Origin of the sequence: Streptomyces sp. NPDC052012, from assembly GCF_040689265.1 — a bacterium.
Taxonomy (GTDB): domain Bacteria; phylum Actinomycetota; class Actinomycetes; order Streptomycetales; family Streptomycetaceae; genus Streptomyces.
This window is the reverse complement of record NZ_JBFAXA010000002.1, coordinates 192372-215550: the sequence shown is the minus strand read 5'-3', so window position 1 is coordinate 215550 and position 23179 is coordinate 192372. Positions and strand designations below refer to the sequence as shown.

Here is a 23179-nt window from a genome sequence, read left to right as displayed (position 1 = left end):
AGTGGCGGGGTGCAGACTGGCCGATGTCCGAAATCAAGACGTCGAGGACGACGTCGCGGAGGTGATCGGCATGACCGAGGTACTGCTCGCCGTGGGCACCCGCAAGGGACTGTTCATCGGGCGCCGGCGGGGTGGCGCCTGGGAGTTCGACGAGAGCCCCTACTTCAACGCGCAGGCCGTGTACTCGGTCGCCATCGACACCCGCGGCGCGGCCCCGCGGCTGCTGGTCGGCGGCGACAGCTCGCACTGGGGGCCGTCCGTGTTCCACTCCGACGACCTGGGCCGGACCTGGACGGAGCCGTCCCGGCCCGCCGTCAAGTTCCCCAAGGACACCGGGGCTTCGCTGGAGCGGGTCTGGCAGCTGCACCCGGCCGCCGCCGAGCCGGACGTCGTCTACGCGGGGACGGAACCGGCCGCGCTGTACCGCTCGGAGGACCGCGGGGAGACCTTCGAGCTGATCCGTCCGCTGTGGGAGCACCCGACGCGCTCCAAGTGGATGCCGGGCGGCGGCGGCGAGGGGCTGCACACCGTGCTGACCGACGAACGCGACCCGCGGGCGGTCACGGTGGCCGTCTCGACGGCGGGTGTGTTCCGCACCCTGGACGGCGGCGCGAGCTGGGCGCCGTCCAACTCGGGGGTGTCCGCGGTGTTCCTGCCGGATCCCGACCCGGAGTTCGGCCAGTGTGTGCACAAGGTGACCCGGGACGCGGTGAACCCGGACCGGCTGTATCTGCAGAACCACTGGGGGGTCTACCGGAGCGACGACGCGGGCGCGCACTGGACGGACATCGGCGAGGGGCTGCCGTCCACGTTCGGTTTCGCGGCGGTGGCCCATCCGCATCGCGGTGACACGGCGTACGTCTTCCCGATCAACGCCGACTCCGACCGGGTGCCCGCGGACCGGCGCTGCCGGGTCTTCAGGACGTCGGACGCGGGCCGGAGCTGGGAGCCGCTCAGCGCGGGCCTGCCGCAGGGCGACCACTACGGCACGGTGCTGCGCGACGCCATGTGCCACGACGGCGCCGACCCGGCGGGCATGTACTTCGGCAATCGCAACGGCGAGGTGTACGCGTCCGCGGACGACGGCGACAGCTGGCGGCAGTTGGCGGCGCATCTGCCGGACGTGCTGTGTGTGCGGGCCGCGGTGGTCGGATGAGCGCAGAGCCGGTCCCGTCCGGTCTTGGCCACTGGTTGATCGCCCCTGCCGTTACGGCAGTAGGGTGACGCCCGTGGCACCACGACCCTTGCATGAGATCGTCGAAGCGGGCTGGGCGAAGGCCCTGGAACCGGTGGCCGGACACATCGCCGGGATGGGCGAGTTCCTGCGCGCGGAGATCGCCGCGGGACGCACCTACCTCCCGGCCGGGCACCACGTACTGCGGGCCTTTCAGCAGCCCTTCGACGAGGTACGCGTCCTGATCGTCGGCCAGGACCCGTACCCCACCCCGGGGCACGCGGTGGGGCTGTCGTTCTCGGTGGCGCCCGAGGTGCGCCCGCTGCCCGGCAGCCTCGTCAACATCTTCCGCGAGCTGACGTCCGACCTCGGCCTGCCCCAGCCGACCACCGGTGACCTCACGCCGTGGACCGAGCAGGGCGTGCTCCTGCTCAACCGGGCGCTCACCACGGCTCCGCGCAAGCCCGGCGCGCATCGCGGCAAGGGCTGGGAGGAGGTCACCGAGCAGGCCATCCGGGCGCTGGCCGGGCGCGGCAAGCCGCTGGTCTCCATCCTGTGGGGCCGCGACGCGCGCAACTGCCGCCCGATGCTGGGCGACTTGCCCGCGGTGGAGTCGGCGCACCCTTCGCCGATGTCGGCCGACCGGGGCTTCTTCGGCTCCCGGCCGTTCAGCCGGGCCAACGACCTGTTGATCCGTCAGGGCGGCCAGCCGGTGGACTGGCGACTGCCGTGACCGGGGCACGGGCGGAGCCGGGTCCCGGGTATCTCGCCGTCGACTCGGGCGGCTCGGGTCTGCGGGCGGTCGTCGGGGCGGTCGGGTCCGGGCCGCTGGCCCGGGGTGCCTCCGGGGAACCGGTGCGGACCGGGCCCCGGGGGCTCGACGCGGGCCATTTCCTGGAACAAGTGGTGCCGCTCGCGCGGGACCTGGCCGCCGAGGCGGGGGTTGCGGGTCTGGTCACGGCTGTGGTCGGGGCGGCCGGGCTGGCGACTCTGGGGGACGAGTTGAGCGCCGAGCTGCCGGGCGCGCTCGCCCGTGAGCTGGGTGTGCGTCGGGTGGCGCTGGCCGCCGACGCGGTCACGGCCTACGTCGGCGCCCTCGGCCCCCGGCCCGGTGCCGTGATCGCCGCCGGCACGGGTCTGATCGCGGTCGGCACCGACCTGACCGGCTGGCGCCGGGCGGACGGCTGGGGTCATCTGCTGGGCGACTGCGGCAGCGGCGCGTGGATCGGCCGGGCGGGTCTGGAGGCGGCGCTGCGCGCCCACGACGGCCGTGCGGGCGGCTCCGCCCCGCTGCTGACGTGTGCCGAGGAGATGTTCGGTCCCGCGGCCGGGCTGCCGGGTCGGCTGTATCCGCGCAGCGACCGGCCCGCCGTCCTCGCCTCGTTCGCGCCGCGGGTCGCCGAGTGCGCCGAGAGCGACCCGGTCGCGGAGGGCATCCTGCGCGCGGCGGCCCGGCACATGGCGGACTCCGCCGCGGCCGTCCTGCCGGAAACGGGCGCGACGGAGCCGCTGGTCGCCGTCACCGGTGGCCTGCTGAAGCTGGGCGACCGCCTGGTCACGGCAGTGGACGAGGAGCTGGCGAAGCGGTTGCCGGGGGCGCGGCGAGTGCCGGCGGAGGGGGATCCGTTGCACGGATCGGTACGGATCGCGGAGGACCTCACGGCCGGTTCCTTCACCCTTCCGAGTGACGAGGCGATGCTGCGTGTGATCAGCCCGGCAGGTGAAGGGCTCGCCGGTGGGCCGAGTGCCGACAGGTAACTCATCAGACATATCCGGACGGATACCGCTCACCTGCACCCTCCCCGAACAGGGGAGCCCAAGAAGCCACTAACATGCCGCAGCATGAGCACCCCCACTGGGCCCGCGTCCGGCCTGCCAGTACGAATGCCGCGCCCCCGCCAGCCAGGACGGCACCGCCGTCCCGAGCCCCTGGTGGCTCCCGAGGGCGCGCCCGCGCTCGTCCTCGCCGTGCCGGGTACTCCCAGTAGTGCCACCCGCTCACTCGCCGACGAGGTCGTGAGCATCGCCCGCTCCGAGCTGCCCGGCCTCGACGCCCGGATCGGCTACCTCGACGGCGACGCCGACGCCTCCGCGGAGTTCCCGTCGCTGCAGTCGGTGCTCGCACGCGCCGCCGAGGAGCGCTCCGCCCGCTTCGAGCAGGCGCGTGCCGTCGGTCTGGACGTCAAGGAGCCGGACGGTCCCGTCGCCGTGGTCGTGCCGCTGCTCGCCGGCCCGGACAGCGCGCTGCTGCGCCAGGTCCGTCAGTCCGTGATGGACAGCCGGGTCGCCGCCGACCTGACCGATGTGCTCGGCCCGCACCCGCTGCTCGCCGAGGCGCTGCACGTGCGGCTGTCCGAGGCGGGTCTGGCCCGCGCCGACCGTGCCCGGCTGTTCACGGTGGCGACCGCCGCCGACGGCATCATCCTGGCCTCCGTGGGTGGGGACGAGGCCGTGCAGGCGGCCGGGATCACCGGCATGCTGCTCGCCGCGCGCCTCGCCGTGCCGGTGATGGCCGCGGCGCTGGACCAGGAGGGTTCGATCGCGTCCGTCGCCGAGCAGCTGCGCGGCGCCGGTTCGCAGCAGCTGGCGCTCGCGCCGTATCTGATCGGTCCGGAGATCGACGCGAGTCTGATCGCCGAGGCCGCGAAGGAGGCGGGGTGCTCCGCCGCCGAGCCGCTGGGCCCGTACCCGGCGATCGGCAAGCTCGCGCTGGCCAAGTACACGACGGCCCTGGGCATCGCGCCGCAGCAGCCGCAGGGGACGCCGGCCCGCTGACGCGCAGGCGTGGACGCCGACACGGAGAAAGGGCCTGCTCATGATGAGCAGGCCCTTTCTCCGTGCCGCGGGGGTCGTCGGTCGGCTGCGGGTAGGTGGGGGCTGGTCGCGCAGTTCCCCGCGCCCCTTCAGGGCGTTTCCCGCGCCCCCCACGAGAGCGTGGCCCTCGCTCAGTCGATCACTACGCATGACGCCGCCGGTACCGGGATCGCCCCGCCGCGACGGGGGATGCCGGTGGCCGGGTCGATGGTGAACCAGGTCACGTCGCCGGAGCGCTCGTTCGCGACGTACAGGAAGCGGCCGGACGCGGTGAGCGCACGGGGCCAGTGTCCGCCGCAGGGCACCGTGCCGACCAGCCGCAGGCCGGGCGTCGCCCCCTCCCCGTCGTGCTCTCCCGGCCCCTCGGCCGTGAACGCCGACAGGACGTCCTCGCCCCGGGTCGCGGTCCACACGAAACGCCCGTCGGCGGAGACCGCGACGCCGGACGGGTAGGCGTCGCCCGCCGGGGCGCCGGGCAGCACCGGAAGCTCGGTGAGCGGCTTGAGCAGGCCCTGAGCCGCGTCCCAGGCGCAGACGACGAGGGTGGGGCTGAGCTCGTTGAGGAGGTACGCCCGCGTGCCGTCCGGGTGGAAGGCCAGATGGCGTGGGCCCGAGCCGGGGCGCAGGGCGATCTCGCGGTGCAGGGCGAGGGCGCCGCCGGTCAGGGTGCACACCCGTACCGAATCCGTGCCGAGGTCGACCGTGACGGCCCAGCGCCCGCTCGGGTCGGGCTGGACCTGGTGGGCGTGCGGCCCCTGCTGGCGCTGCGGGTGGGGTCCCGAGCCGGTGTGCAGGAGCCTGCCGGACGCGGCCGGGGCGAGGGAACCGTCGGCGCGCACGGGCACGGCCGTGACGCTGCCGGAGCCGTAGTTGGCGGTCAGGAGGTGACCGGCGAACAGGCTCAGGTGGGTCGGCCCGCTGCCGTCGACGGGCACCGGGGGGCCGTCCGGCTCGGGCCTGTCCCCGCTCACGCGGTACGCGGCCACCGCGCCTTCGGACGTCTCGCTGACGGCGTACAGCGTGCGGCCGTCGGGCGACAGGGCCAGGAAGGAGGGGTCGGGTACGCCGTTCACCGTGCCCAGGGCGGTCAGCGCGCCGTCGTCGGGGGAGATCGCCGCCGTGACGATGCCGGGGCCTCCGGCGGCCGTGAAGGATCCGATGTACGCCCGTCGCCTGCCGTCCGCCACGGCTGTCCCCTCTCGTCCCGCTGTCCACTGAACCACTGGGCCCGCTCGTCGGGCTGACGGTAGCAGTCGATCACGGAAGGTCCAGACCAAGGACGGCCGGATGTGTGCTGCGGCTCAGGCGCCCACCAGCGGGGAGCCGGACGGGGCCCGCAGGGGCGCGGCGAGTTCGGCCAGGGCCCGCTCCAGGCCGTGCAGATGGGCCAGGGCGGGTTCCGTGGCGGCCGGCGCGGTGCGGACCGGCAGGTCCCGGCCGCCGGTGAGCGCCTCGACCGCCGCCTCCACGCGCCAGCAGGCGGCGGCCAGGCGGGCGTCGTGCGAGGCCTCGGGGTCGGCGGCGACGGCGACGAGGCCGCGGATCTCCCGGGCGCAGTCGTCGAGCAGGCCGAGCACCCGGCGAGCCCGGCGCTTGCGGCCGAGCATGGGGTTCAGCGGGTGCACCAGCGGCGCGACGGAGAGCCGTACCCGCGCGAGCAGCTGCTCCAGCTCGGCCACCTTCGGGCTCGGGTCGGCGCCTTCGGTCCCGGCCAGGCGGGCGGCCGTCTCGGCGGTGCAGGCGTGGACGCAGCGCAAGGCGCGCTGGATCCAGGCGTCAGTGACGCTGTGCGTGGTCACGGGCAGCACGAACGCCACGGCGAGGACGGCGCCGAGCGCGCCCACACCGGTCTCCACGAGCCGCAGGGCCAGCAGTTCCGGGCTCAGGACGCCCAGGAGGCCGTAGAGCATCGCGGCGAGCAAGGTCACCCAGAGCATCATCCAGGTGTAGGACACAGCGGCGGTGTAGAAGATGCCGAAGACGGAGACGGCCACGATCACGGCGGTGGGGAACGCGTCCCCGTGCACGGGCAGGGCGACGAACAGGCCGAGCCCGATGCCGAGGACCGTGCCCATGAACCGGCGGAAGCCGCGGACCAGGGTCTCCCCGCGGGAGGTGGTGTTGACGAAGATCCACCAGGTGGCGCCGACGGCCCAGTACCAGCGCTGGCCGGACACCAGCTGGCCGACGACGAGGGCGAATCCCGCGCCGGCGGTCGCCTGGATCGCCTGGCGGGTGGTGATGCGGGCCAGACCGGTGCCGCCCGGCGGGGCGGGTACGACGGCGGGGGGCATGCGGCGCTCGTAGCACCACAGCCCGAAGCGCACGACGGCGGCGGCGAGCACGGACAGCAGGACGGAGGCGTACAGCTCGGGCAGCTGGCCCGGGGTCGCGTGCAGGAACTGCGCCACGAAGTACGTCATGAACGCGAACACGCCGAGGCTGTGCCCGCGCGGACCCCAGCGCCGGGCGTAGACCCCCGCACCTACCACGGCGAGGAAAGCGAGGTCCCGGGCGAGCGGCTGGTCGTGCAGCTCGGCCGCGACGGCGAGCAGGGGCAGGCCGACGGCCGGCAGCAGCGCGGTGGTGACGGCCTGGCCGCGGACCGTCGGGTCGGTGACGGTGAACAGGGCGAGCAGGGCGGCGAGCCCGCCGGTGACGGCGCCCGCGAGCGAGTGTCCGGCCAGGCCGCACACGACGACGGCCAGAGAGATGCCGAGCACGGCGCGGGCCGCGAAGCGCAGCCGCACGCGGCCCGGGTCCGGAGCCATGAACACCCTCTTCAGCACTGCTTACCGCCCCCTGGGAGTGTCGTTCGGAATGTGGCATGAAAAAGGCGCCGCGGGGTCCGCAGCGCCATCGACGCATCCATATCACCATCCCTGCCGCCAGTGGCTCAACTGGCGAGCCGGACGCTGGGCCATTGGTACAGTTGACGTCCCTGATGAGCGGCCGACGGAGTGCCAACGGCCGACGCTGCACCGAGGAGGCCGGGCACGATGGCCGTGGACGAGCTCGACACCCGCATCCTGCGGCTGCTGCTGGAGCAGCCGCGCACCAGCGTGCGGGAGTACGCCCGCATCCTGGGAGTGGCGCGGGGCACCCTCCAGGCCCGCCTGGACCGTATGGAGCGCGAGGGCGTGATCACCGGTACAGGGCCGGCCCTCTCCCCCGCCGCGCTGGGCCATCCCGTGCTCGCGTTCGTGCACATCGAGGTCACCCAGGGTCATCTGGACGAGGTCGGCGACGCGCTGGCGGGCGTCCCGGAGATCGTCGAGGCGTTCTCCATCACCGGCGGCGGCGATCTGCTGACCCGGGTGGTGGCGCGGGACAACGGGCATCTGGAGGACGTGATCCAGAAGCTGATCAGCCTGCCCGGTGTGGTCCGCACCCGCACCGAGGTGGCCCTGCGCGAGCGGGTCCCGCACCGGCTGCTGCCCCTGGTGGAGTCGATCGGGCGCGGCGCACGCAAGTGAGCATCCGGCAAGCGATCACTCCGCCCCGTTGACGTGCTCCTGCTCCCCTCCCTATCGCCTGGTCACCCCTTCGCACAATGTCCGATATATCGAACCGTGTGGGTGGCCACGTACGCGCCCTGAAGCCCGCCGAAGATTTTTCCGCGAACGCTGATTGTCTCGCGCCTGTCGTCCGTACTCCCTGCTGTTGGGCCGTTCATATCCCAGGAGGCACGATGCGCATCTCGCGCAGCACGGCAGGAACCGCGTTCGTGGGCGGAGCCATGATTCTCACCCTCGCCGCGCTCGCCTATCCCACCATGCTGGGCGTGCAGAACACCTCGACCAAGCCGGACCGGATCATCGCCAACACGAACTACGGGCCGCTCACCGAGGCGGACCGCGACTTCGTGGTGAAGGTCCGCGCGGCGGGTCTCTGGGAGCACCCGCTGGGTCTGCTGGCGATGGAGCGGGGCACGACGCCGGAGATGAAGGAGGCGGGCGAGCATCTCGTCGTCGGGCACGGACGGCTGGACGCGAGCTGCCGCAAGATCTCGATCGAGCTGGGCATCACGCTGCCCAACCAGGCGTCGCCGCAGCAGGAGCAGTTCGTGGAGACCGTGAACTCCGCCACCGGCCGGGAGTTCGACTCGGTCGCGGCGAACATCATGCGTGTGACGCACGGTCAGATCTTCCCGGCCATCGCCAAGATCCGCGCCAGCACCAGGAACACGCTGATCCGGCAGCTGGCCGACCAGGCCAACGACACGGTGCTCGACCACATGACCGTGCTGGAGAAGACGGGCATGGTCAATCAGGAGCAGGTCAACTTCCAGCAGACCAGCCCGCCCAAGATGCCCGCGGAGCAGGTGACCCCGCCGGCGCCGCCGGCCGGCGCACCGGTCAAGGTGCTGGAGATCCCCAAGGGGCTGGAGGACCTGAACACGGTGTCGCCGGCGCCCTCGCCGTCGGGGACGGTCAAGTAACCGGCGGGGCGACCGGGCTCCCCTGGGCGGACACCCCCTAGGACCTGCGGCGGGGCTTGCCCCGTCGTGGGTCCTTCGTCGTGCCGCCGGTGCCTTTCCGGCGGCTGCCTCCCGTGCCTCCCCTGCGGCTGCCACCGGCCGGGGCGCCCGCCCTGCGCTGCCGGTCGGCCCGGTCCTGGCCGGGACGGCGGTCCTTCTCCTGCGCGGCGGGCTGCTTGCGTCCGCGGGTGCTGTTGACGGTGCGGCCGCGGACGATGCCGATGAAGTCCTCGACCCGGTCCGTGTGCGCGTCCTCGGGCCAGGCCAGCGCCACGCTCGATGCGGGCGCGTCCGTGAGGGGCCGGTGGGTGAGGTCCTTGCGGTGGTGCAGCCGGGCGAGCGACAGCGGCACGACGAGGACGCCGATCCCGGCGGCGACCAGTTCCACGGCGTCGGCGGTGGTGGCCGGGCGTTCCAGGGCGGGGCGGCCGGGCAGCGCCTCCCAGGCGAGGACGTCGTCGAGGGGATGCAGCACGATGTCGTCGGCCAGATCGCCGACGGACACCTCGTCGGCGGCCGTCACGAGATGGTCCTTGGGGACCACGACGACCGTCTGCTCGGTGTAGAGGGGGATCGCGCTGAGGACCGTCCGGTCGACGGGCAGCCGTACGAGGCCGGCGTCGGCGTCCCGGCTCCGCAGCCGTTCCTCGGCCGTGCCGGGCGGTGCCTGGGTGAGGGCCAGCGGGACATCGGGCAGCCGCTCGTTCCAGATGCGCACCCATTTGTCGGGCATCACCCCGGGTACGTACACGAGCCGGAACGAGGGGGACACTTCCTGGCCTGTCACCTGGCCAGGTTACCGGCCGTGGTCGGCGCTCGTGCACACGCTCGATACCCTGGACCCCATGACGTCGCACCAGAGCACCCAGACGATGAAGCCCGCGACCGCGGCGAAGAAGCTGGGTGTGTACCTCGAGGCCACCCCTGCCGAGTTTCGTGAGGGTGTGGTCTCGCGCGCCGAGCTGAACGCGCTCCAGGCCGATCCGCCGCAGTGGCTGCGGGATCTGCGGCGCGACGGCCCGCACCCCCGTCCGGTGGTCGCGGCCAAGCTGGGCGTGTCGATCTCGGGGCTGGCGCGCGGCGGGATCACCGAGCCCCTCACCACCGAGCAGATCGAGGCGCTGAAGCAGGAGCGCCCCGAGTGGCTGGAGCGGGAGCGGGCCACTCAGGCGGAGGTGCGCAAGGAGGCGGCCCGTCTGAAGCAGCGCAAGGCGGAGAGCGCGGACGACTGAGGTCGCGGCGGTACGGCCCCCGGTGGGCCGGAAATTCGGGGGCGCCCCGGGCCGCCGCTCTGGGATCATGCCCGGATGGTTCACCCTCTCGAACAGTTGATCGTCCGGCATACGCGTCGTCTCCCCTCCCCCACGGGTCCCGCGGGTGACGGAAGCGTCGCGGCGCGGCAGTTCGACGCCGCCCTGATGTCGGTCGGGTTCAAGCTCTCCGCGGAACTGCTGGAGCATCTGTCGAGGCTGTCCGAGGGGACGGTCGTCGACACGGCCGTCCGCACGCTGGGCACCGTCCGTGAGATCGTCGGCGACCACGTGCGGCACAACGTGTACTTCGTCGGCTTCCCGGCGAACGTCCCGGACACCTTCGACTTCTGGATGCGCTGCATCGCCGAGGCCCTCGCCGACGACAACGCCCGCGAGAGCACCCTGAAGCAGCTCAGCACGGGTGTGGTGGACCTGCTCACGCTGCCGTCGTACGGCACCTACCGCCACACCTACGCCGAGATGCTCGCCGCCCACGACGAGCTGATCGCCGCCGCCGGTGACCGCGTGACGGTGCTGCACCTCGGCGGCCCGGTGGACGACGAGGTCGCCGCCCTGTACCTGGCCCTGGCCGGGAGCAGCACCCCGCTGGGCGACGAGACGCTGGCCGACCTCGCGGTCCTCGCCGGGGCGTGTGCGGACGGGCCGCAGCCCGAGTCGATCCCGGTGCGGGAGAACCGCGCGGTCGTGAACCGGGCGCGGCTGGAGGCCGGTGCGGAGCCGCTGCTGGACACGGTGACCGACGTGCTGCGGCTGGCCTGTGCCCTGTCGGACGGGGACGTGACGCTCCAGGAGCCCACCCGGTTCAAGGCGCTGTCCCGGCCGGCGCGCCGTGCGCTGCTGGCCGGCCTCGACGCGGTGGTGGCCGCGTCCCCGGCCAAGCTGGCCGACGTGCACGGGCATCGTGAGGCGTTCAAGCGGCTGGGCGAGCGGCTGCACCCGCACGAGTACCCGCGGTGGCCGCACGCCGCGGAGGTGTTCGCGGTCGCCCGGGGCGAGCAGCGGGTGCCGTCCTTCGACAGCCGGGTGGAGGAACTGCTCGGGCGCGGTGACCTGACCGGTGCGGTGGAGCTGCTGAGGTCCGCTCCCGGCAAGCTGTTCCGCGCGCTGGACCGGCTGCTGCGGGAGGCCGGCACGGAGGACGAGCGGGAGGCCGTGGTGGCCGCGGCTCAGCAGGTCGCGCCGCAGGTGTCCGGCCGGGTGGTGCTCTCGGCGCGGGAGCACTTCCACAACCGGGCGGGCGCCGAGGAGCGCCGTGTCTTCGTCAACCGTCTCGGCCGTGCGTGGGTGACCTCGGACGACCGTGGGCCGGTGCCGGGACCGGTGCGTGAGCGTCTGATCGCCGCCCTCGACGCCGAGGTGGTCCGCCGGCTGCCCGAGGCGGGGCAGGTACTGGTCGACCCCGCGATGCTGGACGTGGCACTGCCGCTGAGCGGCCGGGCGACGTCGGCCGGGCTCGGGGTGCTGCCGCGCGGGTCCCGGTCCGCGGTGGAGGGCGAGCTGCTGCGCTTCTTCGTGTACTGGAAGCAGACCGCCCGCACGACCGACTACGACCTGTCGGCGCTGGTGCTGGACGCCTCCTACGAGACGGTCCTGTGGCTGTCGTACACCGCGCTCAGGGACGTGGAGGGCGAGCACTCCGGTGACATCACCGACGCTCCCGACGGGGCCTCGGAGTTCATCAACCTCAGGCTGGGGGCCGTGCGCGGCACGTACATCGTGCCGCAGGTCAACATCTACTCCGGGGAGGGGTTCGAGGAGGTCGAGGAGTCCTTCTTCGGGTTCATGCTGCGGGACGCCGAGCAGCGCGGCCGTCCGTTCGAGCCGCGCACGGTGCGGATGAAGTCGGAGCTGCGCGGGCCCGGCCGGGTCGCGCTGCCGCTGGCCTTCGTGCGCGACGACGACGGGCGGTGGCACGCCCGGTGGCTGCACCTGTACCTGAAGGGGCACCCGTCGGCCAACCGGGTCGAGGGCAACCGGGTCTCGGTGGCGACGCTGCTGCGCGGCATCGTCGAGCGTCAGCACCTCACCGTCGGCTACCTGACCGGGCTGCTGGCGGAGCGCGCCGAGGCCGTGACCTCGTGGGACGGGCAGAAGGTCCCGGACGGTCCGGTCACCTTCATCGGTCTGGAACGCCCCGAGGGCCTCCACCCGGACTCCCGGGTCGTCACCCCCGGAAATCTGCGCGACCTGATCCCCGAGTGACTGCTAGGCTCGGCTGCGGCGAGGCCATGAACGGGCTTCCTTCTCCTTTCCTTTCCTGAAATTAGTCCGCTCGCTCTCCTCGCCACCGACTTCCAGCACCCCCGACCGGGTTTCCGGCCGGGGGTGCTGTCGTGTGCCCGTGGGGTCACCGTGGCGACGGGAGCGGGGTGACGGTGATCCCGATGTGCGCGCCGGGCCGGGCCCGCACCCGGGCGGTCGCCGAGCGGTCCGCGGGCAGGGTGGGTGTGCTGGTCCGGGCGGGCCCGGTCAGCTCGATGCGCCAGCCGCCCGGACGAGGCGGCACGGAGATCTCGGTGACGTGGCGGCCGGCCCGGTACTCCACGGTGAAGACCCCGCTGTCCGGCTCGTACCGCTCGGCGGTGATCCGGCCCGCGACCGCCGGTGCGTACGGTGCGGCGGTCTGCTCCTTGTTGGTACGGAAGCGGCCCTCGCGGTCGACGGCGCAGTACCCGCCGCCGTAGCACCAGACGTAGCCCGCCCAGCCGGAGCTGTAGCGGTTCAGGGAGGCCAGGGCGTCCCGGTAGAAACGGCCCATGTTCGGCAGGGAGTTGTTGAGCGGGCCCCACTCCCCCACGACCACCGGGACGCCGTACCGGCGCGGGTAGACGGTCACGGCGGACTCGTAGGCCTCGATCCAGCCGGCCGACGGGTCGTAGTCGGCGCCCGCCTCCATCGCCGTGTTGTAGAAGTGCGGGGCGTAGACCGCCTTGCGGTCGTGGACGCGGCCCAGTCCGGTGGGGACGCCCTCGCCGACGATGGGGGTCGGCTCGAAGAAGATCCAGGAGTCGTCGTCCACGGACCGGACGGCATCGGCGAGACGGTTGTACATGGCGGTGAGCTGGTCGCGTTCGATGCGGCGGGCGGCCGTCGGCAGGTCCTCGCCGGGGGCGATCTCCCCCATGGGCTCGTTGATCAGGTCGTAGCCGAGGACGGCCGGGTGGCCGGCGAAGCGACCGGCCATGACACGCCACATGCCGGCCTGGGCGCGCCGCAGGTCCGGGTCCTCGTAGAGGTGGGTGAACGCCCGCTGCACGGCCGGTTCGAAGTACTCGGCGAACCAGTCCTCGGGGTGCGGGGTGAACGGCAGGCCGTCGGTCCGCGTGGCCCACTCGGGGATGCCGCGGTGTCCGAACGCGGGCCCGAAGACGTCCTGGTGGGCGTCGATCAGTACCCGCACGCGGTGCTGGTGCGCCCAGTCCAGGATCCGCTCGATCCTGCGGAGGTACCGCTCGCTGTAGCGGCCGCGCTCGGGTTCGAGATCGTCCCAGAAGACAAGGAGGCGGGCGAAGTTGAAGCCCTGGGCGCGCAGGTCGCGGAAGTGGCGCTCGGTGATCGCGGAGAGCGCGTCCTCGCCGCGGTGGGTCTTGTCCTCGACGTTCCAGCCACGCAGGGTCAGCACGCGGCCGTGGTCGTCCGTCAGCCGGGGGATGGCGGGGGGCGAGTCCCGGTGGCCGGCGGGATCCTGCGCGTGGGCGGCTCCGGTGGCGAGCAGGAGGGTGCTGAGGGCTGTGCAGACGAGCGCGGCGAGCAGACGGCGGTACACGGGACCTCCGGCACGGTCGGTCGGCAGTGCGGCAGATCACAGCAGGAAACGTGAGCATTGTTCAAGAGTGCGTCGCCGGTGCGCCGTTCCCGGCCCGGGTGGATCCGGTCGGCGGCGAGCGGCGGTGCGCGCCGCCGAACAGTTCGACGAAGCCCGCCGGCCGGCCCGGCTGCTTGCGGGCCGGCCGGCGGGCGGCGTGTGGTCGGCGTGCCGGCGTTCTGCGAGCGAGGCGCTGCGACACGTGCATTTCTCGCCGCCGGTGCCGGTGCGGCCGACGGGCTAGGGGGTGTCCGCAACGTCGCGTCGTCTGCCCGAAGGGCGGGCCCTGCGGCGTCCGGTGCGTGCTCTGGGTGCGGCGAGAGGGCGTGCCGGGCGCCGCGTGGCAGGCGGGACTTTGCGGACACCCCCTAGCGCTCGAGGCCGGCCTCGTCGGCGGGTTCGAGGGTTTCCTTCGCGGGTGCCGGCGCCGGTTCGGGCGACGGGACGCGGGGGCGGGTCAGGCGCAGGGCCAGGGGTTCGGTGTAGCGGGCGGTGAGCGGGCCGAGGACGACCAGGACCAGGACGTAGGCCGTGGCCAGGGGGCCCAGGTCCGGTTCGATGCCGGCGGTGACCGCGAGGCCCGCGATCACGATGGAGAACTCGCCGCGGGCGACCAGGGTGCCGCCCGCGCGCCAGCGGCCCTTGGGGGAGATTCCGGCCCGGCGGGCGGCCCAGTAGCCGGTGGCGATCTTGGTGAGCGCCGTGACGACGGCGAGACCCAGCGCGGGGAGGATCACCGGGGGGATCGACTGCGGGTCGGTGTGCAGGCCGAAGAAGACGAAGAACACCGCGGCGAACAGGTCCCGCAGGGGCGCCAGGAGGTTGTGGGCTCCCTCGGCGACCTCGCCGGACAGGGCGATGCCGACCAGGAACGCGCCGACGGCCGCCGACACCTGCAACTGCTGGGCGAGACCGGCGACGAGCAGGGTCAGGCCGAGCACCACCAGCAGGAGTTTCTCCGGGTCGTCGCTGGAGACGAAGCGGGAGATCACCCGGCCGTAGCGGACGGCGACGAAGAGGACGAGACCGGCGACCCCGAGCGCGATGGCCAGCGTCACGCTGCCCGCGGCGAGGCTGACCCCGGCCAGCAGGGCCGTGATGATCGGCAGGTAGACCGCCATCGCCAGGTCCTCGAGGACCAGGATGCTGAGGATGACCGGGGTCTCGCGGTTGCCGAGGCGTCCGAGGTCGCCCAGGACCTTGGCGATCACACCTGAGGACGAGATCCAGGTGACGCCGGCGAGGACCACGGCCGCGACCGGTCCCCAGCCGAGGAGCAGGGCGAGGGCGGCGCCGGGCAGGGCGTTGAGCGCCATGTCGACGAGCCCGGCCGGGTACTGCGTCTTGAGGTTGGAGACCAGGTCGCTGGCCGTGTACTCCAGGCCCAGCATGAGCAGCAGCAGGATGACACCGATCTCGGCGCCGATCGCGACGAACTCCTCGCTCGCGCCGAGCGGCAGCAGCCCGCCCTCGCCGAACGCCAGCCCGGCGAGCAGATACAGGGGGATCGGCGAGAACCGCAGGCGTCCGGCGAGCCGGCCGAGCAGACCGAGGCCGAGGATGATCGCGCCGAACTCGATCAGGAAGATCGCGGAGGAGTGCACGCGCTCACTCCCGCCCGAGTATCTCGGCGGCGGCCTCGATGCCCTCGCGGGTGCCGATGAGGATCAGCGTGTCCCCGCCCGCCAGCCGGAAGTCCGGCGCCGGCGACGGAATCGCCTCCGCCCTTCGCAGCACCGCCACGATCGACACTCCGGTCTCGGTGCGCATCCGGGTCTCGCCCAGCACCCGGCCGTTCCAGTGGGAGGCGGCGGACAGCTCGATGCGCTCGGCGACCAGGCCGAGGTCGGTGGTGTGCAGCAGATTGGGGCTGTGGTGGGCCGGCATCAGGGCGTCGATGAGCGCGGCCGACTCGGCGACGGACAGCTTCAGCGACTGGGCGCAGGCGTCCGGGTCGTCGGAGCGGTAGATGTTGACCGTGCGGGCGCCGTCCCGGTGCGCGATGACGGACAGGTGCTGGTGCTCACGCGTGGTGAGGTCGTATTTCACGCCGATGCCCGGCAGCGGCGTGGTGCTCATCCGTGGAGCAGGCACAGCCCGTCCCCTTCCAGGTTCTCTTCGTTCTCGTCCGTTCGACATGCCGGGTGCGGTGCGTCGTCGCACCGGTGATCCACACCCGCCCCGGACATGGTGCCATCCGGCCGGTCGGCCGGAACATGGGTGTTGTCACGGATGGACAGGGGTCCCGGTCCGGGCACAGGATGCCCGGGGAGGCCGTCTCGCCGCAGGTCAGAACCCGTGTGCGCCGCGAGAGCGCAGGAGCCTGGGCCGCCGCCCGCGAGAGCGCAGGAGTCTGGGCACCGCCCGCGAGAGAGCAGACGCGTGGGCCGCCGCCCGCCCGCCCGCCCGTGATCGGCCACGAGGTGGCCTCCCGGCCCGGGTAGGCGTCCGTACCCGCGGGTACTCGGATGCGCTGCCGGCTCCGGGACGTCCGGGATCACGCCGGCCGTGCCGCGGGCCGGGCACGGGGACGGGAGTGAGCAGTGAATGACACGGTGATCGTTGGAGTGGACGGCTCGCCGTCGAGTCTCGCCGCGGTCGACATCGCGGCCCGGGAGGCCCATCTGCGGGGCGCCCAGCTGAGGATCGTGCACGCCTTCAGCCAGCCGGCCGACCTGGACCCGATGATCCACGGGGCGCTGGCGCAGGCCGAGCAGCGCGCCCACGACCTCTCGCCGGACCTGGACGTCGCCCGGACCGTGGCGGCCGGTGACACGCTGACGGTGTTGCGGAGCGAGTCGCGGCACGCGGTGCTGGCGGTGGTCGGCAGGCGGGGTCATGGCGGGTTCGGGGACCTGCTGCTCGGCTCGACGGTGGTGAAGCTGGCCGCGCACGGGCACTGCCCGGTCATGGTGGTCCGCGGACGTCCCGATCCGCAGGGGCCCGTGCTGCTCGCCGTGGACGGCTCGCCGGCCGGGGCCGCGGCGGCGCAGTTCGCCTTCGCCGAGTGCGCGCTGCGTGGGGCGCCGCTGGTCGCGATGCACGTGTGGAACACCTGGAGCGAGCCGACGCCGTACGAGGGGCCCGCCGACCCGCTGAACGTCGTGGTCGATCTGGACCGGCTGCGCGAGACCCACCAGCGACTGCTGGTGGACGCCGTGGCAGGGCTGCGCACCGCCCATCCGGAGGTCGCCGTGGAGCTGCGCCTGGAACGGGGCCGGGTGCGTCATGCGCTGCTCGAGGCCTCGCGGGAGGCCCAGTTGCTGGTCACCGGGGCACGCGGGCACGGCGGCTTCACCGGGATGCTGCTCGGCTCGGTCAGCCAGGCGCTGCTGTATCACGCCGACTGCCCGGTGACCGTGGTGCGGCGCCACGAATGAGCGTCCTACCATGGGGCGTAGGGCACATCGGGCACCGGATCGGACAGCCCGGAAGCCGCGCCTGCTGTCGGGCGGCAACCCGCAGATGCCGAAGGGCGACGGCGACGAGCCCGTCCGGGCGTACATCGAGGCGATGCCAGGCTGGAAACGCGAGATCGGCCGCCGGCTCGACGACCTCGCGTGCGCACCGTCCCCAGGTGCGCAAAGCGGTCCCCTGGAATTCGCCCTTCTACGGCGTCGAGGGCGACGGGTGGTTCCTCAGCGTCCACTGCTTCACCAGGTACGTGAAGCTGACCTGGCACAACGGTTCGTCGCGATGAGCTCGACGAGGACCTGCTGGTGAACTGGCTCGGCCAGGCCGTCGGCCTGCCCGGCGAGAAACTCTTCTGAATCCCGCCCGACCGGCGGAATTCTGCGTGTGCTTCGCCGTGCTCCTGTGCGCCCCCTTGGAGAAAGGGTTCGCCACATCGGGCCCCGGGTTGGACTGGGCAGGACAGGATTCACGCGACATCTACGCGTGACATCACGGAATTCCCTTGTGATTCCCTTGTGCCGACTGAGGCAGGTGGTATCCGATGAACCGAATCCCGGAATCGACCCCGACCGCAGAATCAGAGCAATCATGGAAATCCGGCACTGCTCCGGGCATATTCCCGCCCGTCAGCCACGGTATCGCTCTGTTCCGCCGCCCGCTGGAGTTTCTGAATTCCTTACCCACGCACGGTGATCTGGTGGAGATACGCCTCGGTCCGGTGCGTGCCTGGCTGGTGTGCCATCCACGTCTGGTCCACGACATGCTCAGGGACACCGGCACGTTCGACAAGGGCGGTCCGCTCTACGAACGGCTCCGCCCGCTGATGGGCGGCGGGGTCGTCACCTGCCCGCACTCCGAACACCGTCGTCAGCGCCGGCTGCTGCAACCCGCCTTCCGGCCCGCTCGGGTCACCGCCCAGATCGACGCGATGGGCGAGGAGGCCCTGGCGGTGTGCCTCGGGTGGCGGTCGGGGCGGACGGTCGACGTCAGCGCGGCCATGATGACCCTCACCACCGGCGCGGTCAGCCGTGTGCTGTTCTCCGACTCGCTCGACGCCGCGCGGACCGCCGAGGTGCGGGACTGTCTCGCCGAGGTCGTGCACGGCCTCTTCGTGCGAACGGTGGTGCCGGTCGACGTCCTCTTCCGGCTCCCCACGCCGGCGAACCGCCGGTACCGCGACGCGGTCGCCCGGCTGCACCGGCTCGTGGACGCGGCGATCGCCGAGCGCCGCGCGGGTGCACGGCGCGACGACCTCCTGGGCACACTGCTGGCCGCGGCCGAGGGCGACGACCCGGCGGTGACGGACCAGGAGGTCCACGACCAGCTCGTCTCGCTCCTGCTCACCGGCTCCGAGAGTCCCTCCCTGTGCCTGTCCTCCGCCTTCAGTCTGCTCGCCCGGCACCCGGAGGCCGAGCGCCGGCTGCACACCGAGGTCGACACCGTGCTGGGCGGGCGCCCGTGTCCGGGCCCCGACGACCTGCCCCGCCTCGTCCACACCCGGGCCGTGATCGAGGAGACCCTGCGTCACTCGCCGCCCGGCTGGCTCTTCACCCGGGTCACCACGAGGGACGTCGACTTCGGGGGACGCCGCCTGCCGCGCGGGACCACCGTTCTCTACAGCCCCTATCTGCTGCATCACACGCCGGCGTCGTTCCCCGAACCGGAGCGGTTCCGCCCCGAGCGGTGGCTGTCCCGGGGCGGCGACGGCGGACCGTACAGCCCGATGATCCCGTTCAGCGCGGGCAGCCGGAAATGTCTCGGCGACAGCTTCGCGATGGCGCAGACCACCGTGGCCCTCGCCACCATCGCCCGCCACTGGCGGCTGCGCCATCCGCCGGGGCCCGTCACGCCCGTGCGGCCGACGGTCACCCTGGGGCCGAGGTCGCTGCCCATGATCTGTGTGCCCCGGACCGGCGACACCGTCCCCGCGCCGGCGCGAGCCGCTTCCGGTTCAACACGGGACACCGCGCTGTCCGGACGGACGGAATTCCGAAAGGCGGGTGACCAGGATGCCGACCGTGCGTGAGGAAATGCCGACCGCGACGCGGAGCGGAATTACCGGCTCCCGTCTGAGCGAGCTGATCGACGCCCATCTCCACATGCCGTTCCCCTTCGCGAGCAATCCGCATGAGCGTGACGTGGCGGCAGGCGTCGAGAAGTGGCTGCGGGAATCCGGATTGTCCGACGAGCCGGGTGTTCCGGAAATGATCGCACGGACCCGGCCGGCCGAACTCGCCTCCTACAACAGCCCCGACATGGACCGCGATCTGCTGCAGATCGTCGCGAACCAGATCGCCTACCAATTCGTGTTCGACGACCGGGCGGAGGAGATCGGCCGGCAGTCGCCCGGCCGGCTGCTGCCCATGCTGGAGGAGAGCGTCGCCGTGCTGCGGTACGACGCGTCGGCCTCGACCACCCTCGGGGCGGCCCTGGCGGATCTGTACCGGCAGGTCCGGGAGCGGTGCACGCCCGCTCAGGCCGCGCGCTGGGCCGCCAAGAGCCGTGAGTATGTGCACGGCCTGTTGTACGAGGCGGTGGCGCAGGCCCACACGGCGCCGGTACCGACCCGGCTGTGCACGTCGATTCGGGCACTCACCGCGGGCGTCGAGCCGTTCCACCCGCTGTGCGAGGCCGCGCAGCCGTGCGAGCTGTCCGCCGAGGAGCTGTACCACCCCGTGATGCGGCGGCTCACGCGGCTGTCGGCCGATGCCGCGGTGTGGATCCCGGATCTCTACTCCGCCGTGAAGGAGCAGCAGGCGGGCGAGCTGATCAACCTGGCTCTCGCCCTCCAGCGCGCGCACCGCTGCTCGCTGCCGGCGGCCGTGCTGCTGGCGATCCGCCGGATCAACGCCACGATCGCCGAGTTCGAGCATCTCTTCGGTGAGCTCCGGCCACGGCTGAGCCCCTCGGCCGTCGGCTATGTGGAAGGCATGGCCGGATGGATCCGCGGCTGTTACCACTGGTCGCGCACCGTGCCGCGCTACGCGGACGGCGCGTCGGCGCCGGTCCGGTCCTGAGCGAGAGCCCTGACCCCGGCCGCGGGCCGGCGGTCGGGGCTCTCGGCCCGTTCGACCATCGGCCCCTTCGACGATCGCCCCCTTCGACGATCGCCCCATTCGGCCGTCAGCCCATTCATTCGTCACTACCCGCGAGCACGGTGCCACAATCCGCCCTTGCCGTCGATTCACCCGTCCTCGTCCTGCTCACCGCGGAAGCCGAACGCCGTGCCGCGCGGACGGCGTACGCTCGGCTGCCTCCGGGTCGGCCGAACCACAGGAAGCGGTAAGGCACATGGCGTACCAGCTGCGGCACCCCGTCACCGAAGACCGGCCGTTGCTCGAACGCAGGCGCGAACTACGGGCGCTGGACGCCGCCTTGGAAGCGCTGGCCGACACCAAGGACGGAGTGCCCCGGGTGCCGCGCGGCGGGCTGCTCGCCTTCACCGGTCCGGGCGGAATGGGCAAGACGACCCTGCTGGCCGCGGCCCGGACCCGCGCCGCGGCACGGGGCATCACCGTGCTCTCGGGCAGCGGCGGCGCGAACGAGCAGGAGATGGCGTTCCGTGTGGTGCGCCAGCTGCTCCAGCCCGCGCTGGCCGCGATGCGGGAACCTGAACTGCGCGGCTTCCTGGGCAGTTGGTACGACATCGTCGCCGCGGCGCTCGGTCTGGAGGCCGGCGACGGCACCCCCGCACCGGACCCGACGGGCGTCCGTGACGGTCTGGACTGGGTCATGACCCGCCTGGCGGTGCAGAAGGCCCTGGTGGTCCTGCTCCTGGACGATCTGCACTGGGCGGACGTCGAGTCCCTCGGCTGGCTCGCCTCCTTCGCCCCACGCGTGGCCGACCTGCCGCTGCTGATCGTCCTCGCCTACCGGCCCGACGACCTGCCGCCCGAGGCGGAGCCACTGCGCCTACTGGCCACGGGCCCGGACCGGCGGCCCTACGCCCTGGAGCCGCTGACCGCGGACGGTGTGGCGCGGATCGTCCGCGGCGAGGTCGGGCAGGACGCGGAGGACGGCTTCTGCGAGGAGTGCTGGACGGTCACCGGGGGCAGCCCGTTCGAGGCGGTCGAGCTCGCCATCCGCCTGGGCGAACGCAATCTCCGCGGAACCCGGCAGGAGCTGCCCGTCATGCGGGACCTCGCCGCGGCGGTCAAGGGGCCCGGCCTGGTCGAGCGGCTGCGCGGCTTCGGCACCGCCACCACCCGCTTCGCCTACGCGGCTGCCGTCCTGGGCGAGTCCGTCTCCCAGGAGCTCGCCGCGGGGATCGCGGTCGTCGGCAGCGAGGCGGCCGCGGAGGCCGTCGAGCAGCTGCGCGCCGCCCGAATCCTCGCGGAGCCCGACGGGACCGGGGACGGCCTGGCGTTCGTCCACCCGCTGATCGCCACCACCATCTACCGTTCCATCCCCCCGCATCTGCGGGTGGGCCTGCACAACCAGGCCGCGGAGGCCATCCGTGCCGCCGGGTTCGGGCCCACGGCGGCCGCCCGCCATCTGCTGGAGGTGCCCTGCGAGGGCCGCACCGAGGCGGTGGCGTGTCTGCGCGAGGCCGCCCGTGAGTATCTGCGTGCGGGCGCCCCGGAGGCCGCCCGCCGACTGCTGACCCGGGCGCTGCAGGAGCCGCCGCTGCCGGAGCAGCGCGCCGTGCTGCTGCACGAACTCGCCTGCTCCACCTTCCTCATCACACCCACGGCCACGGTCGCCCACCTCCAGGAGGCGCTGGCGGAGCCCGGGATCGAGCCGGAACTGCGGGCGTCCATCGTGTACCGGCTCACCCAGGCGCTGGCGCACACCGACCGGATGGCCGAGGCCGCGTCCGTCGCCGCCGAGGAGGCCCGCCGTGCCGGCCATCCCCGGATCCGGCTGCGTATGCAGGCCGATCATTTCGTGTGGAGCTCCTTCCGCGCCGACGAGCCCGACTCGGCCGCGCGCTCGCGCCGGCTGGCCAGGCTGGCCCGGAAGGTGACCGGCCGGGGCATCGAGGAGCGGTACATCCTGGGCCTGCGCGCCTGGGACGCCGTGGTGTGCGGGGAGCCGCGGCGGACGGCCCTCGACTACGCGGAGCAGGCGCTGCGCGGCGGCCTGAGCTGGACCCACGAGAACCGGGGCTTCGAGGTGCCGGTCTCGGTGGCGCTGGTGTTCATGTACTGCGACCAGCCGCGGCGGGCCGAGGAGTTGTTCGCCAAGGGCATGGCGGAGTGCGAGACCAAGGGCTGGCGCGGCAGCCATCTGGCCCTCGGGCAGACCCTGGCCGGGTACATCCGCTACCGCCGCGGCTGCCTGGCCGAGGCGGAGAACCTGGTCCGGGAGGGGCTGCGCATCGCGGACCGGGTGGAGGGGGCGGTCCCCGCGCAGTGGTACGCCATCGGCGTCCTGGTGCAGACGCTGCTGGCCCGGGGCCGCACGACGGCGGCTCGCCGGCTGGCCGACTCCTACCGCTACGGCACGGTGGTCCCGAACGCCGTGATCTATCCCGAGCCGCGCACCGTGTACGCCGAACTGCTGCTGACGGAAGGGCGGGACGCCGAGGCGGCCGCGCTGCTGTCGGAGGTCGGGGACTGGCTGGAGGGGCGGGACTGGCGCAATCCGGCGTGGTGCCCCTGGCAGCTGCGGCTGGCGTCGGCGCTCGCGCGCAGCGCCCCCGACCGGGCGGTCCATCACGCCCAGGAAGCGGTCAAGCGGGCCCGGGACTTCGGGGCGGCCTCCGTGATCGGGCAGGCGGTGCACACCCTGGCCGAGGTGACCGGGGGTCCGGCCTCGCTCGACCTGCACGCGGAGGCCGTCGACCATCTGCAGCGGTCGCCCGCCTCCTACGAGCTGGCCCGTGCCCTGGTCGGCCACGGGGCGGCGCTGTCCCGCGACGGGCGGTTGCAGGAGGCCGCGGACCGTCTCTACCAAGGGCTGGAGTGCGCCGTGCACTGTGGTGCGGAGGCGCTGGCGGTCCGGGCCAGGGACGAGCTCGCCACCGCGGGACTGAGGCCGCTGCCCCTGCGCTACGCCCAGACGGACACGCTCACCGCGCCCGAGCGCAGGGCCGCGGAGCTGACCGCGCGGGGCGTGGACCCGGTGGTGATCGCCGGCGATCTCCGCCTGACCGAACAGGGCGTGCGGCAGCTGCTGTCGTCGGTGTACCGCAAGATCGGCACGGACGCCTCGGGACTGGCCGCGGCGCTGGAGTCGTTCCCCCGGCAGCGGCGGCCGTGAGGACTGGGCGCGTG

The 23179-nt window shown here is 73.1% G+C and carries 19 protein-coding genes; 13 read left to right on the top strand and 6 right to left on the bottom strand.

Features of this window, described 5'->3' with window-relative positions; genetic code table 11:
• Position 1: 1 nt before the first annotated feature.
• The 4 genes from AB0412_RS04680 to AB0412_RS04665 all read left to right on the top strand — a co-directional run bounded on the left by AB0412_RS04680 (position 2) and on the right by AB0412_RS04665 (position 3949).
• Positions 2–1156, top strand: a complete 1155-nt coding sequence (locus tag AB0412_RS04680; protein ID WP_366401012.1) for an exo-alpha-sialidase — start codon at positions 2–4, stop codon at positions 1154–1156.
• Between the two features lie 73 nt (positions 1157–1229).
• A complete protein-coding gene (locus tag AB0412_RS04675; RefSeq protein ID WP_366401011.1) occupies positions 1230–1907 on the top strand; it encodes a uracil-DNA glycosylase in 678 nt (225 codons plus the stop codon).
• Positions 1904–2932, top strand: coding sequence for a BadF/BadG/BcrA/BcrD ATPase family protein (locus AB0412_RS04670; protein WP_366401010.1), 1029 nt, complete (start codon positions 1904–1906; stop codon positions 2930–2932). The genes AB0412_RS04675 and AB0412_RS04670 overlap by 4 nt, the downstream gene beginning before the upstream one ends.
• A gap of 84 nt (positions 2933–3016) precedes the next feature.
• Positions 3017–3949: a hypothetical protein gene (locus AB0412_RS04665; protein WP_366401009.1), complete on the top strand. Its 933-nt coding sequence runs from the start codon at positions 3017–3019 to the stop codon at positions 3947–3949.
• A 170-nt stretch (positions 3950–4119) separates the two neighbouring features.
• Here AB0412_RS04665 and AB0412_RS04660 read toward each other — a convergent pair whose 3' ends face one another.
• Both AB0412_RS04660 and AB0412_RS04655 read right to left on the bottom strand, forming a co-directional pair.
• Positions 4120–5175 carry a lactonase family protein gene (locus AB0412_RS04660; RefSeq protein WP_366401008.1) on the bottom strand — a complete coding sequence of 352 codons (1056 nt, stop codon included), beginning with the start codon at positions 5173–5175 and terminating at the stop codon, positions 4120–4122.
• A gap of 114 nt (positions 5176–5289) precedes the next feature.
• On the bottom strand, positions 5290–6777 hold the full coding sequence (locus AB0412_RS04655) for an FUSC family protein (protein WP_366401007.1): 1488 nt from the start codon (positions 6775–6777) through the stop codon (positions 5290–5292).
• A 210-nt stretch (positions 6778–6987) separates the two neighbouring features.
• On the opposite strand from AB0412_RS04655, the gene AB0412_RS04650 reads away from it, so the two are divergent.
• Both AB0412_RS04650 and AB0412_RS04645 read left to right on the top strand, forming a co-directional pair.
• On the top strand, positions 6988–7464 hold the full coding sequence (locus AB0412_RS04650) for an Lrp/AsnC family transcriptional regulator (RefSeq protein ID WP_366401006.1): 477 nt from the start codon (positions 6988–6990) through the stop codon (positions 7462–7464).
• Between the two features lie 215 nt (positions 7465–7679).
• Positions 7680–8429, top strand: a complete 750-nt coding sequence (locus AB0412_RS04645; protein WP_366401005.1) for a DUF4142 domain-containing protein — start codon at positions 7680–7682, stop codon at positions 8427–8429.
• Between the two features lie 37 nt (positions 8430–8466).
• Here the strand turns inward: AB0412_RS04645 and AB0412_RS04640 are convergent, their stop codons facing one another.
• Positions 8467–9255 carry a LysR family substrate-binding domain-containing protein gene (locus tag AB0412_RS04640; protein ID WP_366401004.1) on the bottom strand — a complete coding sequence of 263 codons (789 nt, stop codon included), beginning with the start codon at positions 9253–9255 and terminating at the stop codon, positions 8467–8469.
• A gap of 58 nt (positions 9256–9313) precedes the next feature.
• Between AB0412_RS04640 and AB0412_RS04635 the strand changes: the two genes are divergently transcribed.
• Positions 9314–9700 (top strand): DUF5997 family protein, encoded by a 387-nt coding sequence (locus AB0412_RS04635; RefSeq protein WP_366401003.1) that lies wholly within the window; start codon positions 9314–9316, stop codon positions 9698–9700.
• 75 nt (positions 9701–9775) lie between these two features.
• Positions 9776–11944 carry a TerD family protein gene (locus AB0412_RS04630; protein ID WP_366401002.1) on the top strand — a complete coding sequence of 723 codons (2169 nt, stop codon included), beginning with the start codon at positions 9776–9778 and terminating at the stop codon, positions 11942–11944.
• Positions 11945–12089: 145 nt separating this feature from the next.
• Here AB0412_RS04630 and AB0412_RS04625 read toward each other — a convergent pair whose 3' ends face one another.
• From AB0412_RS04625 to AB0412_RS04615, 3 genes are all read right to left on the bottom strand, one after another.
• Positions 12090–13457 carry a cellulase family glycosylhydrolase gene (locus AB0412_RS04625; RefSeq protein ID WP_366401487.1) on the bottom strand — a complete coding sequence of 456 codons (1368 nt, stop codon included), beginning with the start codon at positions 13455–13457 and terminating at the stop codon, positions 12090–12092.
• A gap of 458 nt (positions 13458–13915) precedes the next feature.
• Positions 13916–15151, bottom strand: a complete 1236-nt coding sequence (locus AB0412_RS04620) for a cation:proton antiporter (RefSeq protein WP_366401001.1) — start codon at positions 15149–15151, stop codon at positions 13916–13918.
• Positions 15152–15155: 4 nt separating this feature from the next.
• Positions 15156–15626, bottom strand: a complete 471-nt coding sequence (locus tag AB0412_RS04615) for a TrkA C-terminal domain-containing protein (RefSeq protein WP_366401000.1) — start codon at positions 15624–15626, stop codon at positions 15156–15158.
• 476 nt (positions 15627–16102) lie between these two features.
• Here AB0412_RS04615 and AB0412_RS04610 point away from each other — a divergent pair, with 476 nt between their 5' ends.
• From AB0412_RS04610 to AB0412_RS04590, 5 genes are all read left to right on the top strand, one after another.
• Positions 16103–16927, top strand: coding sequence for a universal stress protein (locus AB0412_RS04610; RefSeq protein WP_366400999.1), 825 nt, complete (start codon positions 16103–16105; stop codon positions 16925–16927).
• 197 nt (positions 16928–17124) lie between these two features.
• Positions 17125–17247, top strand: a complete 123-nt coding sequence (locus AB0412_RS04605; RefSeq protein ID WP_366400998.1) for a hypothetical protein — start codon at positions 17125–17127, stop codon at positions 17245–17247.
• 255 nt (positions 17248–17502) lie between these two features.
• On the top strand, positions 17503–18987 hold the full coding sequence (locus AB0412_RS04600) for a cytochrome P450 (RefSeq protein ID WP_366400997.1): 1485 nt from the start codon (positions 17503–17505) through the stop codon (positions 18985–18987).
• Positions 18980–19978, top strand: a complete 999-nt coding sequence (locus AB0412_RS04595; RefSeq protein ID WP_366400996.1) for a (-)-alpha-amorphene synthase — start codon at positions 18980–18982, stop codon at positions 19976–19978. The genes AB0412_RS04600 and AB0412_RS04595 overlap by 8 nt, the downstream gene beginning before the upstream one ends.
• A gap of 274 nt (positions 19979–20252) precedes the next feature.
• Entirely contained in the window at positions 20253–23165 is a 2913-nt protein-coding gene (locus AB0412_RS04590; protein ID WP_366400995.1) for an AAA family ATPase, read from the top strand.
• Positions 23166–23179 lie beyond the last annotated feature (14 nt).

Excerpts from the sequence above, each read along its gene's own strand:
- AB0412_RS04590 (WP_366400995.1), top strand. The coding sequence starts at position 20,253 with ATGGCGTACCAGCTGCGGCACCCCGTCACCGAAGACCGGCCGTTGCTC.
- AB0412_RS04630 (WP_366401002.1), top strand. The coding sequence starts at position 9,776 with ATGGTTCACCCTCTCGAACAGTTGATCGTCCGGCATACGCGTCGTCTC.
- AB0412_RS04615 (WP_366401000.1), bottom strand. The coding sequence starts at position 15,626 with ATGAGCACCACGCCGCTGCCGGGCATCGGCGTGAAATACGACCTCACC.
- AB0412_RS04600 (WP_366400997.1), top strand. The coding sequence starts at position 17,503 with ATGAACCGAATCCCGGAATCGACCCCGACCGCAGAATCAGAGCAATCA.
- AB0412_RS04645 (WP_366401005.1), top strand. The coding sequence starts at position 7,680 with ATGCGCATCTCGCGCAGCACGGCAGGAACCGCGTTCGTGGGCGGAGCC.
- AB0412_RS04635 (WP_366401003.1), top strand. The coding sequence starts at position 9,314 with ATGACGTCGCACCAGAGCACCCAGACGATGAAGCCCGCGACCGCGGCG.
- AB0412_RS04650 (WP_366401006.1), top strand. The coding sequence starts at position 6,988 with ATGGCCGTGGACGAGCTCGACACCCGCATCCTGCGGCTGCTGCTGGAG.
- AB0412_RS04665 (WP_366401009.1), top strand. The coding sequence starts at position 3,017 with ATGAGCACCCCCACTGGGCCCGCGTCCGGCCTGCCAGTACGAATGCCG.